The organism is Flavobacterium sp. (genome assembly GCF_031381455.1).
GTDB lineage: Bacteria > Bacteroidota > Bacteroidia > Flavobacteriales > Flavobacteriaceae > Flavobacterium.
The window spans coordinates 85,798-98,764 of the sequence record NZ_JANMXZ010000013.1 but is presented as its reverse complement, the minus strand read 5'-3'; the positions used below and the strand labels follow the sequence as shown (position 1 = coordinate 98,764).

The 12,967-nt window shown below is 32.8% G+C and carries 17 protein-coding genes; 9 read left to right on the top strand and 8 right to left on the bottom strand.

The window, feature by feature from the left end; translation table 11 throughout:
- Nucleotides 1–299: 299 nt before the first annotated feature.
- The 4 genes from RMN97_RS04390 to RMN97_RS04375 form a co-directional block, all read right to left on the bottom strand.
- Nucleotides 300–611: a helix-turn-helix transcriptional regulator gene (locus RMN97_RS04390; RefSeq protein WP_309613310.1), complete on the bottom strand. Its 312-nt coding sequence runs from the start codon at nucleotides 609–611 to the stop codon at nucleotides 300–302.
- Between the two features lie 4 nt (nucleotides 612–615).
- Nucleotides 616–954, bottom strand: a complete 339-nt coding sequence (locus RMN97_RS04385; RefSeq protein ID WP_309613309.1) for a type II toxin-antitoxin system RelE/ParE family toxin — start codon at nucleotides 952–954, stop codon at nucleotides 616–618.
- A 215-nt stretch (nucleotides 955–1,169) separates the two neighbouring features.
- The gene (locus RMN97_RS04380) at nucleotides 1,170–2,015 is read right to left on the bottom strand and encodes a hypothetical protein (RefSeq protein WP_309613308.1); all 846 of its coding nucleotides are present in this window, start codon (nucleotides 2,013–2,015) and stop codon (nucleotides 1,170–1,172) included.
- Between the two features lie 423 nt (nucleotides 2,016–2,438).
- Nucleotides 2,439–3,170, bottom strand: a complete 732-nt coding sequence (locus RMN97_RS04375) for a hypothetical protein (RefSeq protein WP_309613307.1) — start codon at nucleotides 3,168–3,170, stop codon at nucleotides 2,439–2,441.
- A 189-nt stretch (nucleotides 3,171–3,359) separates the two neighbouring features.
- Between RMN97_RS04375 and RMN97_RS04370 the strand changes: the two genes are divergently transcribed.
- Nucleotides 3,360–4,364, top strand: coding sequence for a LamG-like jellyroll fold domain-containing protein (locus tag RMN97_RS04370; protein WP_309613306.1), 1,005 nt, complete (start codon nucleotides 3,360–3,362; stop codon nucleotides 4,362–4,364).
- A 24-nt stretch (nucleotides 4,365–4,388) separates the two neighbouring features.
- Entirely contained in the window at nucleotides 4,389–4,631 is a 243-nt protein-coding gene (locus RMN97_RS04365) for a hypothetical protein (protein ID WP_309613305.1), read from the top strand.
- On the opposite strand, the gene RMN97_RS04360 is transcribed toward RMN97_RS04365, so the two are convergent.
- The 3 genes from RMN97_RS04360 to RMN97_RS04350 all read right to left on the bottom strand — a co-directional run bounded on the left by RMN97_RS04360 (nucleotide 4,621) and on the right by RMN97_RS04350 (nucleotide 8,451).
- Nucleotides 4,621–6,027: a kelch repeat-containing protein gene (locus RMN97_RS04360; protein WP_309613304.1), complete on the bottom strand. Its 1,407-nt coding sequence runs from the start codon at nucleotides 6,025–6,027 to the stop codon at nucleotides 4,621–4,623. The genes RMN97_RS04365 and RMN97_RS04360 overlap by 11 nt on opposite strands.
- Before the next feature lie 214 nt (nucleotides 6,028–6,241).
- Complete coding sequence (locus RMN97_RS04355; RefSeq protein ID WP_309613303.1) at nucleotides 6,242–7,237, bottom strand: Gfo/Idh/MocA family oxidoreductase; 996 nt, start codon at nucleotides 7,235–7,237, stop codon at nucleotides 6,242–6,244.
- A 146-nt stretch (nucleotides 7,238–7,383) separates the two neighbouring features.
- Nucleotides 7,384–8,451 (bottom strand): branched-chain amino acid aminotransferase, encoded by a 1,068-nt coding sequence (locus tag RMN97_RS04350; protein ID WP_309613302.1) that lies wholly within the window; start codon nucleotides 8,449–8,451, stop codon nucleotides 7,384–7,386.
- Nucleotides 8,452–8,732: 281 nt separating this feature from the next.
- Here RMN97_RS04350 and RMN97_RS04345 point away from each other — a divergent pair, with 281 nt between their 5' ends.
- From RMN97_RS04345 to RMN97_RS04320, 6 genes are all read left to right on the top strand, one after another.
- On the top strand, nucleotides 8,733–9,227 hold the full coding sequence (locus tag RMN97_RS04345) for a DUF4920 domain-containing protein (protein ID WP_309613301.1): 495 nt from the start codon (nucleotides 8,733–8,735) through the stop codon (nucleotides 9,225–9,227).
- Nucleotides 9,228–9,417: 190 nt separating this feature from the next.
- Nucleotides 9,418–9,858 (top strand): hypothetical protein, encoded by a 441-nt coding sequence (locus tag RMN97_RS04340; RefSeq protein WP_309613300.1) that lies wholly within the window; start codon nucleotides 9,418–9,420, stop codon nucleotides 9,856–9,858.
- Between the two features lie 2 nt (nucleotides 9,859–9,860).
- Nucleotides 9,861–10,550, top strand: a complete 690-nt coding sequence (mnmD, locus tag RMN97_RS04335) for a tRNA (5-methylaminomethyl-2-thiouridine)(34)-methyltransferase MnmD (protein ID WP_309613299.1) — start codon at nucleotides 9,861–9,863, stop codon at nucleotides 10,548–10,550.
- 125 nt (nucleotides 10,551–10,675) lie between these two features.
- The gene (locus tag RMN97_RS04330; protein WP_309613298.1) at nucleotides 10,676–10,876 is read left to right on the top strand and encodes a hypothetical protein; all 201 of its coding nucleotides are present in this window, start codon (nucleotides 10,676–10,678) and stop codon (nucleotides 10,874–10,876) included.
- Nucleotides 10,877–10,978: 102 nt separating this feature from the next.
- Nucleotides 10,979–11,194, top strand: a complete 216-nt coding sequence (locus RMN97_RS04325; RefSeq protein ID WP_309613297.1) for a hypothetical protein — start codon at nucleotides 10,979–10,981, stop codon at nucleotides 11,192–11,194.
- Nucleotides 11,195–11,343: 149 nt separating this feature from the next.
- Nucleotides 11,344–11,538 (top strand): hypothetical protein, encoded by a 195-nt coding sequence (locus tag RMN97_RS04320; protein ID WP_309613296.1) that lies wholly within the window; start codon nucleotides 11,344–11,346, stop codon nucleotides 11,536–11,538.
- A gap of 33 nt (nucleotides 11,539–11,571) precedes the next feature.
- On the opposite strand, the gene RMN97_RS04315 is transcribed toward RMN97_RS04320, so the two are convergent.
- The gene (locus tag RMN97_RS04315) at nucleotides 11,572–12,513 is read right to left on the bottom strand and encodes a LysR substrate-binding domain-containing protein (RefSeq protein ID WP_309613295.1); all 942 of its coding nucleotides are present in this window, start codon (nucleotides 12,511–12,513) and stop codon (nucleotides 11,572–11,574) included.
- A 115-nt stretch (nucleotides 12,514–12,628) separates the two neighbouring features.
- Here RMN97_RS04315 and RMN97_RS04310 point away from each other — a divergent pair, with 115 nt between their 5' ends.
- Nucleotides 12,629–12,907 carry a hypothetical protein gene (locus RMN97_RS04310; protein WP_309613294.1) on the top strand — a complete coding sequence of 93 codons (279 nt, stop codon included), beginning with the start codon at nucleotides 12,629–12,631 and terminating at the stop codon, nucleotides 12,905–12,907.
- Nucleotides 12,908–12,967: the final 60 nt, after the last annotated feature.

Sequence of the window (12,967 nt, the reverse complement as noted above, 5' to 3'; positions counted from 1 at the left end):
TGTCCGTTACAAACTTCATCAATGATCTTTAATTTTAAGTCAAATCCAACGGATTTTTTCTGACAGGGGAGTTTCTTTTCTTTCATATTGTCCTGTAAATAGTTGTTGATTTTTTGTCAACCTATTTCAGGATTCTGCATCCCGAGCATTACTGCCAACGTTCCGCCGCTTCTCGTCAGTTGCGAACTTCGGAACTTATTATTTTCCGATAAAGATAAAAATTCTTGCGAAACGGAAACGTGAACTTACAACAAAATTCGCAATTGCGAGAAACGGCTGTTATGCGTTCGGCAATTTATTTACAGAATTGCAACTTTCTGATTTAGTAACTCAACATTGAAATTAACCTTCGCATTCAGTGCTTTGAAAACTTTCATTATTGTGTCAAATCTTGCATCAGTTAAGCTATTTTCAATTTTCGAAATTTGTGCTTTTTTTACACCAACTAATTCGCCTAATTGTTCTTGAGTCAAGTTTCTGTCTTTACGGATTTGCTTGATTGTTTGACCAATAAGCTCTAGCTTTAATTCATTTTCAAAAGCATCTCTATTTTGAGTTCCTTTTTTTCCAACGAATTTATCAGTTACTTCATCTAAACTATATGTTTTCATAATATTATTTTTTTTCGTTAAAATATTTTATTCTTAAAGCTTCAGCTTTTTCTATTTCTGCTTTTGGAGTTTTGTCTGTTTTCTTTATAAAACCATTTGACGAAACTACGATTGTATCTTGTTTATTGGATTTATCCCAAAAAGCAAGTAATCTGATATATTGCTTATTATATAAAGTTCTAAATTCCCAAATTTCCCCATCAAGTTTTTTGAATAATTCATTATCATTTACACTTCTTGATTTCCAAATATTGTAAAGTATTTTTTCTCTTGATTTTTGATCTAAACTTTCCAAAAATTCCATTACTGGTTCAAGAAATTCAACTTTGAATTTATATTCCATTTGACGCTTTTAAATTATTTTGGGTAAAGATATAAGTTTCCTTTTTAAGAAACAAATTTTTCTTAGAATTTCGGGGCGGATTGCTGACGCATAACGTTCCGCGGCTTCTCGTCAGTTGCGAAGTTCGGAACTTTATATTTTCTGTTAAAGATAAAACTTCTTGCGAAACGTAAACGTGAATTCACAACAAAATTCGCAATTGCGAGAAACCGCTGTTATAAGCCGTATTTTTTAATAAGCTGTTTTTCTTCTTCAGTATTTTTATTCCATTCAATTATTGAATTTTTTGGACTTTGTCTGTTAAAAATAATTTTATGAGCATATTTTTCAGGAATGAGTGTTATTTCATTTTCATTTTTTTCAACCTTGTACATATAAAGACTTTTACAGGCAAAAAAAGAATCAATGAAGTTTGGTTTTATTCCATAATTTGCATACTCCAAATTTGAAGCTACGCTTGGATAAACAACACAACCTATATTATCATTTTTTAATAGTATGTTTGAGAAGGCAATACTTAATTTGTATTTGTAACTTTCTTTCTTTGATATTTTTTCTTGAAATTTTGACGCAATAAATTCTTCAATTACTTTGTCATTACTATTTTCAAATTCAAAGTTTTCTAATAGAGAATTATAATTTGGATTTTTTTTCAAAGTTTCGATTCCAGCATACTGAGAAGTTAATTTGGTTTCTGGATTTATAGAAGAAAAGATGCCAACGATAACTAAATCTTTATGTTTAGGATTTAGTTCCTTAATTGTTGCACCCAAGTAATTTGAACCATAAAAAAAATTCTGACCCTTATCACTACATCTATTAAACTGATGATTACTTTCATCTATTTCGGTCCAGTCTGGATACCAAATACACTTTGTCGTTAATAATTCTTGTTCGTTTATGTTAGTTATTATTCTTGCGCGAAATAATCCTTCAAATTGATTGTCAATTGTCGGTCTTGTATGACCTAAAATGTTTTTAGAAAGAAACTCTTCTATTTTCTCAATAGCTTCAGTTTTCAAATCGAACTTTGCAATTTCGTTTTCTACTTGTGTTCTCATTTATAGGGGTGAAATATGGCTTATAACGTTCCGCCGCTTGGCGAGGTTGCGAACTTCGTAACCGTTTATTTTCCACTAATATAATATTTCTTGCGAAACGGAAGCGTGAATTGACCACAAAATTCGCAATCTTGCCAAACGGCTGTTAGCAGTAGCCTTATTTTCTTCTGGGCACTTTTTTTCGCAGTAGCAAGTTTTCTTTTCGCAGTAAGTAGTTTTCTAATTGCAGTAGCAATATTTCTTTTCGCAGTAGCTAGTTTTCTAACCGCAGTAAGAAAAAATCTCTCCGCAGTTAGGATATTTCTAAACGCAGTGAGAAGTTTTCTTTTTGCAGTTACTTGTTTTCTAAAAGCAGTTAGGATTTTTCTAATTGCAGTTTGAATAAAACTAAATGGAGTAGGGAGTTATCTAAATTTGATAACTCTATGTTCTAACTTTTTTAAATTCTATTCCTTTTACTTGAGCAAATTCGGGACTTGATGCTCCGAAAACTGATTTGATGTATTTTTTAACTTCCGTTGCTACACTAACCAAACCCGTAACGTTTTCGTATAATGTTTTGTTACGATTAATTCTTGAATTACTGATGTTTGTGTATGCGGTAGAAACTGCATTATTTTTTGCCACTAAATTGGCTTGCTTTGCTGTTAGGGTTACTATTTTAAGTTCATTTTCGTTTGGTGTATAACTTGTTTCAGATTGTAAAACAGAAACAAGACCTGCAAAATGTTGAATTTGTTGGTCGTATGATTGCTGACTTGCGCTTATTGTTGCAGGTGCTGGAGCGCTTGGGTCTGTTGGGGTTAAAGAAGTAGAGGCTCTTTTGCCTTGTATTTTACGATTGAAACCTTTTGCATCACTCACTTTTTCTTTTGGCGCATCGGTTGTTTCTAATGCATTAACCAATCTTGTTGATAGCGCTTTTAGTCCGTCGAATGCAATTATCCTGTCATTTACTGAATTATTGTAGGCGGTGTTTTTTGTTATGACATCTGCTAAGTTGCCTTGCGATGTAGTTACAAGCGTGTTCAATTGGGGTAGTTTTAATGCGTTTTTGGATGGATTGTAAGTTGCTCCGTAACCTGTTACAAATGCAATTAGGTCTTGAAAATTCGCAATGTTTTTTGCGTGTCCTGTTTCTGATGTTGATGCCATAGTTTTGTTTTTTTTATAAGATTAGTAATATAATAAAATTATAAAATATTTTTAATAAAATACTCACAGTTATTATTTTTTTGCTTTGTTATTGCTATTAAATAGTTGAAAGTATAGTTTCTTATATATTTTTATGAGAGAAGAATAAGAAATTATATGTTTGCTGAACTAATTTAAAATCAAATAGTCATGAAGAAAAATTTACTTACTTATGTTTTTGTCTTAACATTTTTAAACGCATTTTCGCAAACTATCCCGTCATATGTTCCCTCAAGTGGATTGGTTAGTTATTGGGGTTTTGCTAATACAACAAACGATTATACTACTAATGGCAATAATGGAACTATAGTTGGTTCAAGTAGTTTTGTTTCCGATAGATTTGGGAATATAAACAGTGCTTTTGGATTTGTTGCAAATACGGATATTGTTTGTACAACCAATAGCTTTAATAACATTCAAGTTTTTTCTATATCATTATGGTTTAAAACTTCAAATAGTGGGTTTGTGTTTGGCTCTAATAATGGGCAATGTACACATGGAGGTCTGTGGGACAGATATGTTTATATAAAGCCGAATGGTAATGCTGAATTTTATGTTTTTAGTGGTACGCAACAATATTGTACAGCAACAGGAAACTATAAGGATAATCTGTGGCACAATGCTGTTGCCGTTTTGTCTTCTGCTGGTATGAAATTATATATTGACGGTGTTTTGTCTGGTCAAAATAATGCTACTACATCTGCTCAAAATTATGTTGGATATTGGAGAGTAGGCGGATTGCAATCAGGTGGAAATAGTACTCTAATTGGTGATGTTGACGATATAGGTTTATGGAATAGAGCATTAACGCAAGATGAGATAACAAATCTTTTCTATAGTGATGCTGGATGTGGTACTTTGGTAATCAACACAGGTGTTTTGAGCTTTAATCCATTAGTTTACAATAATACTGTTACGATTTATCCTAACCCTGCTAATACTGAAATAACTATTGATTGTGGAACTTTGGCGAATGTTTCAGGTTGGAATATTAAAATATCTAACACGCTGGGTCAAGAGGTGTTTTCTGCACCAATGAATACACAACAATACACAGTTCAATTAAATACTTGGACAGGAGCAGGTTTGTATTTTGTGAAAATTTACGATTCGGTTGGTAATGTTGTGAATACTAAAAAAATTATTTTGCAGTAAAGATTATCTAAATAAAATAAAATTATGGCACTATGCAGATGTGATGAAAAGCAACACAAACCAAAAGGAACAAAAGAAGAATATATTAATTACGTCAAGCCAATTGGATACCCAGAAACATCTTCATTTTGTGGAAGGAAAAATTGCAATAAACCTGGACTTATATGGATGACCAAAGAGGAATATGATAAATATTTAAACGGACAAACTTTGTTTAGCTATGCTAGTTCAGTTAGCAAAGTAAAAGTTCCAAAGGTTAATTTTTAAAATTAAAATATTGAGGATTAAGTTGTATTTCTTTAATACGCTTGTCCTCATTATTTTTTTGATAGATAAACAAATCATCCTCATTAATATCTAAAACAAAAGCTAGCTTTTGTTTTAGACTATTAAGAATGGTGTCTTTCTTCTTTGTAAGTGTATTGTAGCTTGTGTCATCGTTTTTTGAAATGAAATCAACTACCTCGTTCATTTGAATAGGGTTGTTGTAGTTGCTGAAAAAGAATGATAATAAATTTATCTCGTCAGTTGAGAGATTATTGATTGGCTTGTTTTTGTGAAAAAATGTATTGCTTTTAAAAGTGATACAATTTTCATATTCTGTTCTTTTTTTTCTCTTACTTGTGAAGTATAAGCCAATTGCTACTAACAGAATGATAAACAAAATCAGAATGTATGTAGAGTTGAAACTAGAAATTAAGTTTTCAGTTTTTACAATTTTCCCGCTGTAATTTTTAAAAGATTCTATTATTATTTTGTTGTTTCTTACACTTTCATCTGTACTTTTTAGGGAATAAATTATTTCGTTATTTTCATAATTGTATTTTTCAAACCCCGAAAGGAAAAACTTGTTTTCCTGTTTAAAATAATTGACTTTGTTGTTTTCAAAGTCTAATTGAAAAATGCAATTGTTATCATAGTAAAAGCTGTTTTGATTTTGATAACTGTTGGTGTTGTCAGACATTGCATAAAGTATGCTTTTGTCTTTTAAGTCGCCAAGATATTCCCAAACTTTAGTTTTTAGATTTAGTTTCCAAATATCAAACAATTGTTTTCCTGCGCCTGTAACTTGGTCGGTTTCGTAATTCTCTGAATAGCCGGATAGCAAATAAAAATAATCGCCTTCTAAAAACGAGATTGCTTTATCTCTTGGCTGTGGAATATTTTTATAGTCGTTGTATTTGATAAGTTCCCATTCTTTGGTTTTAAAATCAAACTTGGTTAAGATATTTTTATAAGTGAATAAACCATAACCGCCGAAATAATAGATTTCGTCTTTGTAGACAAATGAGCAAGAGCCAAATTGATTTTTATGCTGGAATGAGTTGTCAATTCGTATTATGCTGTCATTTCTGAATTCGTAAACTTCTCCGCAACCTGTGTAAACTAAATAGTTTTTCCCTTTTATGTTGAAATAATTATACGGAAAATCTTTTGTTTTTGGTAGTTCATTGTGTTTGTATGGGATTGTTTCCCATTCTTGCGATTGAAATGGTTTTTTGTAGAAAACCTCAAAGCCGTTGAAGACAAGATAGTTTTTGTTTTTGTAGTCTATACCAATTTGTATATCGGAGTTTTTTAATTCTAATGTTTTGTTCTGTGCGCTTAAAAGAGTAAAGCAGATAGAAAGGATAACAGTAAAATAAAATTTATCGATTTTCATATTAGGTTATTATAGACAGCAAACATAATCAAATAAATTTTCAGAGTATATTCGGTTTTTGCGCAATTTTTGGAAAGGTTACTGCTAACTTGTATATACTCGCATCTTTCTATTACCAATATAACAAATAAGGCAAGATTGACGAAACTAGTATAATCGTTAATTTCTCAAAGTTACCAAATTCCTACTAAATATTTGTCTTCCCTTCAGCAAGTTATAAAACACCAAGAATTTTATCCATCACCCAACTGGTATGAGTGGCTGTAGCGCCATTAGAAGGATGATTAAATTCGTTTTCAAATAATTGTCTTTTCATGTTTTGTACATGAGGTAGTTGTACTGTTGTAGGATTATCAATATACACTTCCTCGAGCAGACCATTACTTTCCAGCAGTAGTGGATTTTCTTCAAAAACAGAGAAGGTGATTTTACCTTTGCTGCCAAAGAGTTCCACCGTATCTTCAGTACGTTCGCAACCAAAGTTCCAAAATCCTGTTCCGGTTATATTCCGCTCATGAATCCAGCAGGCGGTTACAGCGTCTTTGGCCAAGTACAATTGCTGTTGGTTCCCACTGATGCCATAAACTTCTTTAACATCTCCCAACAGATACGTGAATAAATCCAAACCATGACTGGCTAAATCATCAAAGTATCCACCCGGAGCTACGGTTGCATCCGTGCGCCAGTTATAAGTTCCCGACAAATCATTGGCATTGGGAGCTTTGCTAAATTTCCAGCTGATGTGTCTTAATTCACCAATGGCGTTATTGTCTAACCATGTTTTCACCTGTTGGAATCGGGGTAAAGAACGACGGTAATACCCAACGAATAAAGGAATGTCTTTATTTTTAAAAGCCTCATATATCGCAAGGCTATCTTGGTAACAGGACGCCAAAGGTTTCTCAATGCAACAAGGTTTTCCGGCAGCGGCCACTTTAAGCGCATAGTACTTATGAGAATCGGGTGGCGTAGCGATATAGACCGCATCAATATCGGGATTTGTAATTAATTCTTCCGCAGACGAATAGTATTTGGCAATGCTGTGTCTATGCGCATAGTCTTTCAGTTTGTCTACATCTCGTCTCATGACAGCGGCTAATTGGAATCCGTTCACCTGTTTATAGGCAGGACCACTTTTAACTTCAGTTACGTTACCACATCCTATAATGCCCCAACGAATGTCATTAGTATAGTTCTTTTTAGCTGTCATGTGTTTATTTTTTGCAAAAGATAAGTTTTTGTTAAAGATAAAGATTTAAACAAAAAACAAATAAAAAAACTCCGAGTTTCCCCGAAGTTCTATATCTGTAACTATGACTGCGACTGACATGAGCATAGCAAACTGACGAAGTAAAACTATACTTTAACTGTCCACCCAAAAGTATCTTCGGCTAGTTTGTACTGCAATTTAGTTAGTTTCTCCTTTAATTGTATGGCGATGGAGTTTTCTATTTTTGGCAACTCAAAATAATCTTCTTTGTATTGGAAACCTACAATTGGGCTAACCACAGCTGCGGTTCCTGCACCAAAGATTTCTTTTAAACTTCCGTCTTTTGCACCTGCAATTAATTCAGAAACCAATACCGGACGTTCTTCTACTTTGATACCGTCTCGTTTTGCTATAGCAATCAAGCTTTTTCGGGTAACACCATCCAAAATTCTTTCACTGGTTGGTGCGGTGTAAATAGTATCGTTAAACCTAAAGAAAACGTTCATAGTTCCTGCTTCTTCCAGCTTGGTGTGCGTGGCATCATCTGTCCAAATGATTTGTTGGAAACCTTGTTCTTGTGCTAGTTTTTGCGGATAAAATTGTGCTGAATAATTTCCGGCTGCTTTTGCTGCACCGATTCCACCATTGGCAGCACGACTGTAATGCTCGGCAATAATCACTTTCACTTCCCCAGAATAATAGGAGCGTGCAGGCGAAAGGATAATCATAAATCTATATTGTGTTGATGGTTGAGCAATAACTCCTGAACCAATCGCAATCATAAAAGGTCTGATATACAAAGTGTTTCCCAATCCTTTCTTAACCCAATTTCTTTCTATATCTACAATGGTTTTTAAACCACCAATAAAGATATCTTCCGGAATTTCGGGCATTGCCATTCTCACTGCCGATTTGTTAAAACGATTCAGATTTTCATCTGGTCTAAAAAGCCACACATCATTGTTTTCGTCTTTATAGGCTTTCATTCCTTCAAAAATGGCTTGTCCATAGTGGAACACTTTTGCCGAAGGATCAATTAAGAAAGGTTCGTAAGGTTTGATAACGGGTTTTTGCCATTTACCTTCTTTGAAATCACAAACCAACATGTGGTCCGTAAATACATTTCCGAAGGTAAGATTTTCAAAATCGACTTCAGTAATTTTTGAGGAATTTGCTCTAACTATATCGATTTCGCAGGTAGTTTTTAACATCATTTAATACTGGATTTAATTCGGAAAACAATTCAAATCATTGACAATTAACATCTTATAATTTGTTTTCTGAAAATTATAGTTGTGTTGTTAGTTTTTGTAAAACTAATAAAAATATGATAGTATTTTGCATCCGTAAAAAAAAATGAATATTTTTTTTGAAATGACATTTTTTTGACTATTTGAGGGATTAATTTCACAATAAAAACTCAAAATAATTGTTAATTTAGTAATTGATTTTTTCTAAACTGTTTATATTCGCAATTCATTAAAATATCACAATTATGAAAAAAGTAAATGTTATCCTAATTATGCTGTTATTATGTGTTGGAACAGCAGTGATGGCGCAGAAAAAAGCAAAAGCATTTGACAATAAAGAGTACGCTTCGTTTGGAGATAAATTTAAAGTATCTAAAATTTATACGAAAGAACAAATGTTGAAAAAGTATAAAACACTTAAAAAAGGCGATACGATTAGGGTTCAATTCCAATCAAATATTAAAGCAGTTTGCAAAAAGAAAGGCTGTTGGATGAAAATGAATTTAGCAGGTGATGATGAATCATTTGTAAAATTTAAAGATTATGGTTTCTTCGTTCCGTTGAATGCAGATAACAGCGAAGCCATTGTAAACGGAAAAGCGTTTGTTGATGTAGAATCGGTTGAATCGTTACGACATTATGCCAAAGATGGTGGAAAATCAGCAGCCGAAATTGCCAAAATTACCAAACCGGAAGTTACTTATTCGTTTTTGGCGGATGGTGTTTACATCAAAAAATAATCTATACTGAAGTAACTAGCCCCGATTGTAGTGAAAATCCTTTTTGTTTTGTCACCCTGAGCGCTCCCGAAGCTTCGGGAGAGGGCTTTTTAACAAAACAAAAAGATTGCAACGGAAAGCGGGATATAGCTCCTAAAAAAAGATACTGACACGAGCATAGCGACTGACGCAGTAAATAAATTCAGCATTAATGAAAAAAATAATTGCGATTGTTTTAGTTTTTAGTTTTTTTTCCTGTCAGAAGAAAGAGCCAAAGGTTGAAGAAGAAAAATGTTCTCCTGACAAAGAAAAGAAACTGGAAATGTATCAAATGTCAGAAATGGCAGCTTTGATGGAACAAATGTATGTTGACAATAAACGGTTGAAAGAACGCATTCAAAAGGGAGATACTCTTGGTACATTTCCAAAGCATTTTTTGAATATTTACACTGCAAAATTTACGGATGAAACGGATAATGATTTGTTTTTTAGACAAAAAGCAAAAGACTACATAGCAGCACAACAGTTGATTTATAGTGATTTAAAAAACGCAACCGAACATTTCAATGCCGGAGTTGATGCTTGCTTAAAGTGTCACGAAAATAAATGTGGCGGACCAATTCCGAGAATCAAGAAATTGTATATCAAATAATTTTGAAACGCGAAATTATCAAAACCAATGATGGTTCAACAACCATTCATTTGCCGGAATGGGATGAAACTTATCACTCAAAACACGGCGCCATTCAGGAGGCCTATCACGTATTCATAAAAAATGGGTTGTGCTTCGCCAATTCGCAAAAGCTCGGGTCACTTTTCGAAGGACAACCCATTGCTGTATTAGAAATTGGTTTCGGGACAGGCTTAAATTGTTTTATCACGTATTTAGAATCCAAAAAGAATAGGCAAGCTATTGATTACGTTGGAGTAGAAGCGTATCCTGTTGCAATCGATGAAGCCATGAAAATGAATTACCCAAAGGAAATTGACGCCAGTGAGGCAGCAATATTCAAACAACTGCACGAATGTCATTGGGAACAACAGCATTCACTTTCGGATAATTTTACACTAACCAAACGCAAGCAGTTTTTTCAGGATATTCAGGATGAAGCTGCTTTCGATTTGATTTATTTTGATGCTTTTGGTTTCAGGGTGCAACCTGAGCTTTGGTCAGAAGCAATCTTTGCCTCCATGTTTAAGTCTTTAAAGCCAAATGGTGTTTTGGTGACTTATGCATGCCGGACTTCTATAAAAAACGCGATGTTATCTGCAGGTTTTTCTGTAGAAAAATTATCTGGTGCGCCAGGCAAAAGAGAGATGTTGCGCGCCACCAAAGCACTTTGAAATTTTAACATATTTAAAGCGTAAAGTTTTAAACAAATTTTAATAAGTGGAAAATAATATTATTTACATTTGATATATCTAAACCCGTTCTTACCTTTATATTTAATTTAATCTAACAATTTTCTATGTCTAAATCAATGTTAGACCACACAAAGAATGTGCTGAAAAGAGTCAGTTTTGACGTTTCTCTTTTCTGCAAAGAACTTGAAAAAGCATGTAAAGTCTTGTTGCCTTTTGAATTAGAAGAATTAGCAACATGGCTTTCAAAATTTATTAAGGAAAAACCAGAACTGCAGCATTGTATGTTGCTCATTAACAATAAATAAAACTAAAAGGAACTTAAAGGTTCCTTTTTTTTATTTAGGAGTTAGGGAAACTGTAAAGTTAATTGTTTCGTAAATAGAAGTATAATCTTAAACAACACTATTATGGGACAAATGATGTATGATTATACAAAATCTTCAATTATTAAGGTTAGTAGAGACAAAGACTTATTTGTAAAAGAATTGATTAAGGCGTCCAAAACGCTGTTACCTTATGAAAGGGAAAATCTAATTAATTGGTTATTTTATTTTACTGCTGATAAACCGGAAATGCAAAAATGGCTTTATGAGCTTCTAGACAAAAACATTTTAGTAAGTTAAAACTTAAAAAAAATGTTAATAATTGCATTTTGTCGACTAAAGTAGTATTTTAACGATAATTTTTAGCTTATTTTTTTGTACAAGAACTTTTTTTGATATACTTTTACTAAACGTTCTTACAAAAAGATAACCCCAAATCTTAACCAAATATGCCTAGAATGATCTATGATTACACAAAATCGGTACTCGAAAGAGTAAGCTTCGATCCTGTTCTTTTTAAAAAAGAACTAAAAAAGGCCATTAAAAATTTATTGCCTTACGAGGTTGAACAATTAAAAAAATGGTTGCAATTCTTTACGGCTGAGCATCCTGAATTAAAACAATGTTTGTCTGTAGTTAGTTAGCAGAGATAAAATAAGGAGTTTGTGCAAAGCTCCTTATTTTTTTTGAAGTGGACTTATGATTTGTACATTCTGAAAGACAATCGCACCTTTTACCACTCCGGCTATAGTGCTTCTCAAAGCATCAATAATATGAATTTTCAATTCGTTTTTCGGAAAAATTAGACTTACTTCTCGTGCTGGTTTTGGCTCTTTGAAATGTCGCAGTTTAAGCTGGTCCTTTTCTTTTAAATCCAAAGTGTGCAAATAGGGAAGTAGTGTGGTTCCTAAACCTTCATCGGCCAATTTTATCAGGGTTTCAAAACTTCCGCTTTCAATTTGAAAATGCGCTTTTTCATTTGCAGCTACATTTTTGCACAGATTCAAAATACCATCCCTAAAACAGTGGCCATCTTGCAGTAATAAGATTTCATCTAAATTTAAATCGTCGACTTCAATTTCCTGCTTTTGAAAATTACTATGACCTTCTGGAATATAAGCCACAAATGGTTCAAAATATAATACAACTTCTTTTATTTTTTCTTCTTCTAATGGTGTTGCGGCTATCGCGGCATCTAAATGTCCGTTGTTCAGTTTTAGTATAATTTCATCTGTGTTTAATTCCTCAATAATGAGCTTTACTTTTGGATATTTTTTGATAAAATTATTAAGGAACATTGGTAGTAATGTAGGCATTATCGTTGGTATAATTCCCAATCGAAATTCACCACCTATAAATCCTTTTTGCTGATCGACAATATCTTGAATTCTATCTGCTTCATTAACAATATTCTTGGATTGATTGACAATTTTCTGTCCAATTTCTGTCAGCTGAATAGGTTTCTTGGTTCTGTCAAAAATTTGTATGCCCAATTCCTCTTCGATCTTTTGAATTTGCATACTCAAGGTTGGTTGGGTAACAAAACATTTTTCGGCCGCAAGTGTAAAGTTCTTGTATTCAGCTACTGCCAGAACATATTTTAATTGTGTAATTGTCATTATATAGTAAAATTTGATACAAATATAAAACCTATAAATTTAATTTATAGCTAACGAATGTTAAAAAATATATAATAGAATTTTCTTTTGTAAAATGAAAAGGTATTTTTGCAATATGAAATTAATAGCAAAATTCACACTATTTGTATTTATAACTTTTCTGACAACGCCAACTATAGTTACGTTGATAGAAAAGAATTCGGATATATCAATGTTCTATAGTTTTGCCGAAGAAGAAAATCACAAAGAAATAAAAGCCGATTTAAGGCTGAATTTTGACTATCCATTTATGGAAGTAGTTGAGCATCAAAATTCTAAAATTATTTTTGAAAATTTAACACGTCATGATAATATAGCAGAGGAAATCTTCATTCCTCCGCCCGAATTAGTTTAATACATCTGTCTAATTTTTTTCGCTTTAGCGAAACAATATTCGTATTAATTAATTATAAGG

What these genes read in the sequence shown, in the direction of transcription:
- RMN97_RS04360 (WP_309613304.1), bottom strand. Translation starts at nt 6,027, where the DNA reads ATGAAAATCGATAAATTTTATTTTACTGTTATCCTTTCTATCTGCTTT.
- RMN97_RS04310 (WP_309613294.1), top strand. Translation starts at nt 12,629, where the DNA reads ATGAAATTAATAGCAAAATTCACACTATTTGTATTTATAACTTTTCTG.
- RMN97_RS04340 (WP_309613300.1), top strand. Translation starts at nt 9,418, where the DNA reads ATGAAAAAAATAATTGCGATTGTTTTAGTTTTTAGTTTTTTTTCCTGT.
- RMN97_RS04375 (WP_309613307.1), bottom strand. Translation starts at nt 3,170, where the DNA reads ATGGCATCAACATCAGAAACAGGACACGCAAAAAACATTGCGAATTTT.
- RMN97_RS04365 (WP_309613305.1), top strand. Translation starts at nt 4,389, where the DNA reads ATGGCACTATGCAGATGTGATGAAAAGCAACACAAACCAAAAGGAACA.
- RMN97_RS04355 (WP_309613303.1), bottom strand. Translation starts at nt 7,237, where the DNA reads ATGACAGCTAAAAAGAACTATACTAATGACATTCGTTGGGGCATTATA.
- RMN97_RS04385 (WP_309613309.1), bottom strand. Translation starts at nt 954, where the DNA reads ATGGAATATAAATTCAAAGTTGAATTTCTTGAACCAGTAATGGAATTT.
- RMN97_RS04345 (WP_309613301.1), top strand. Translation starts at nt 8,733, where the DNA reads ATGAAAAAAGTAAATGTTATCCTAATTATGCTGTTATTATGTGTTGGA.
- RMN97_RS04330 (WP_309613298.1), top strand. Translation starts at nt 10,676, where the DNA reads ATGTCTAAATCAATGTTAGACCACACAAAGAATGTGCTGAAAAGAGTC.
- RMN97_RS04325 (WP_309613297.1), top strand. Translation starts at nt 10,979, where the DNA reads ATGGGACAAATGATGTATGATTATACAAAATCTTCAATTATTAAGGTT.
- RMN97_RS04370 (WP_309613306.1), top strand. Translation starts at nt 3,360, where the DNA reads ATGAAGAAAAATTTACTTACTTATGTTTTTGTCTTAACATTTTTAAAC.
- RMN97_RS04320 (WP_309613296.1), top strand. Translation starts at nt 11,344, where the DNA reads ATGCCTAGAATGATCTATGATTACACAAAATCGGTACTCGAAAGAGTA.
- RMN97_RS04350 (WP_309613302.1), bottom strand. Translation starts at nt 8,451, where the DNA reads ATGATGTTAAAAACTACCTGCGAAATCGATATAGTTAGAGCAAATTCC.
- RMN97_RS04315 (WP_309613295.1), bottom strand. Translation starts at nt 12,513, where the DNA reads ATGACAATTACACAATTAAAATATGTTCTGGCAGTAGCTGAATACAAG.
- RMN97_RS04380 (WP_309613308.1), bottom strand. Translation starts at nt 2,015, where the DNA reads ATGAGAACACAAGTAGAAAACGAAATTGCAAAGTTCGATTTGAAAACT.
- RMN97_RS04390 (WP_309613310.1), bottom strand. Translation starts at nt 611, where the DNA reads ATGAAAACATATAGTTTAGATGAAGTAACTGATAAATTCGTTGGAAAA.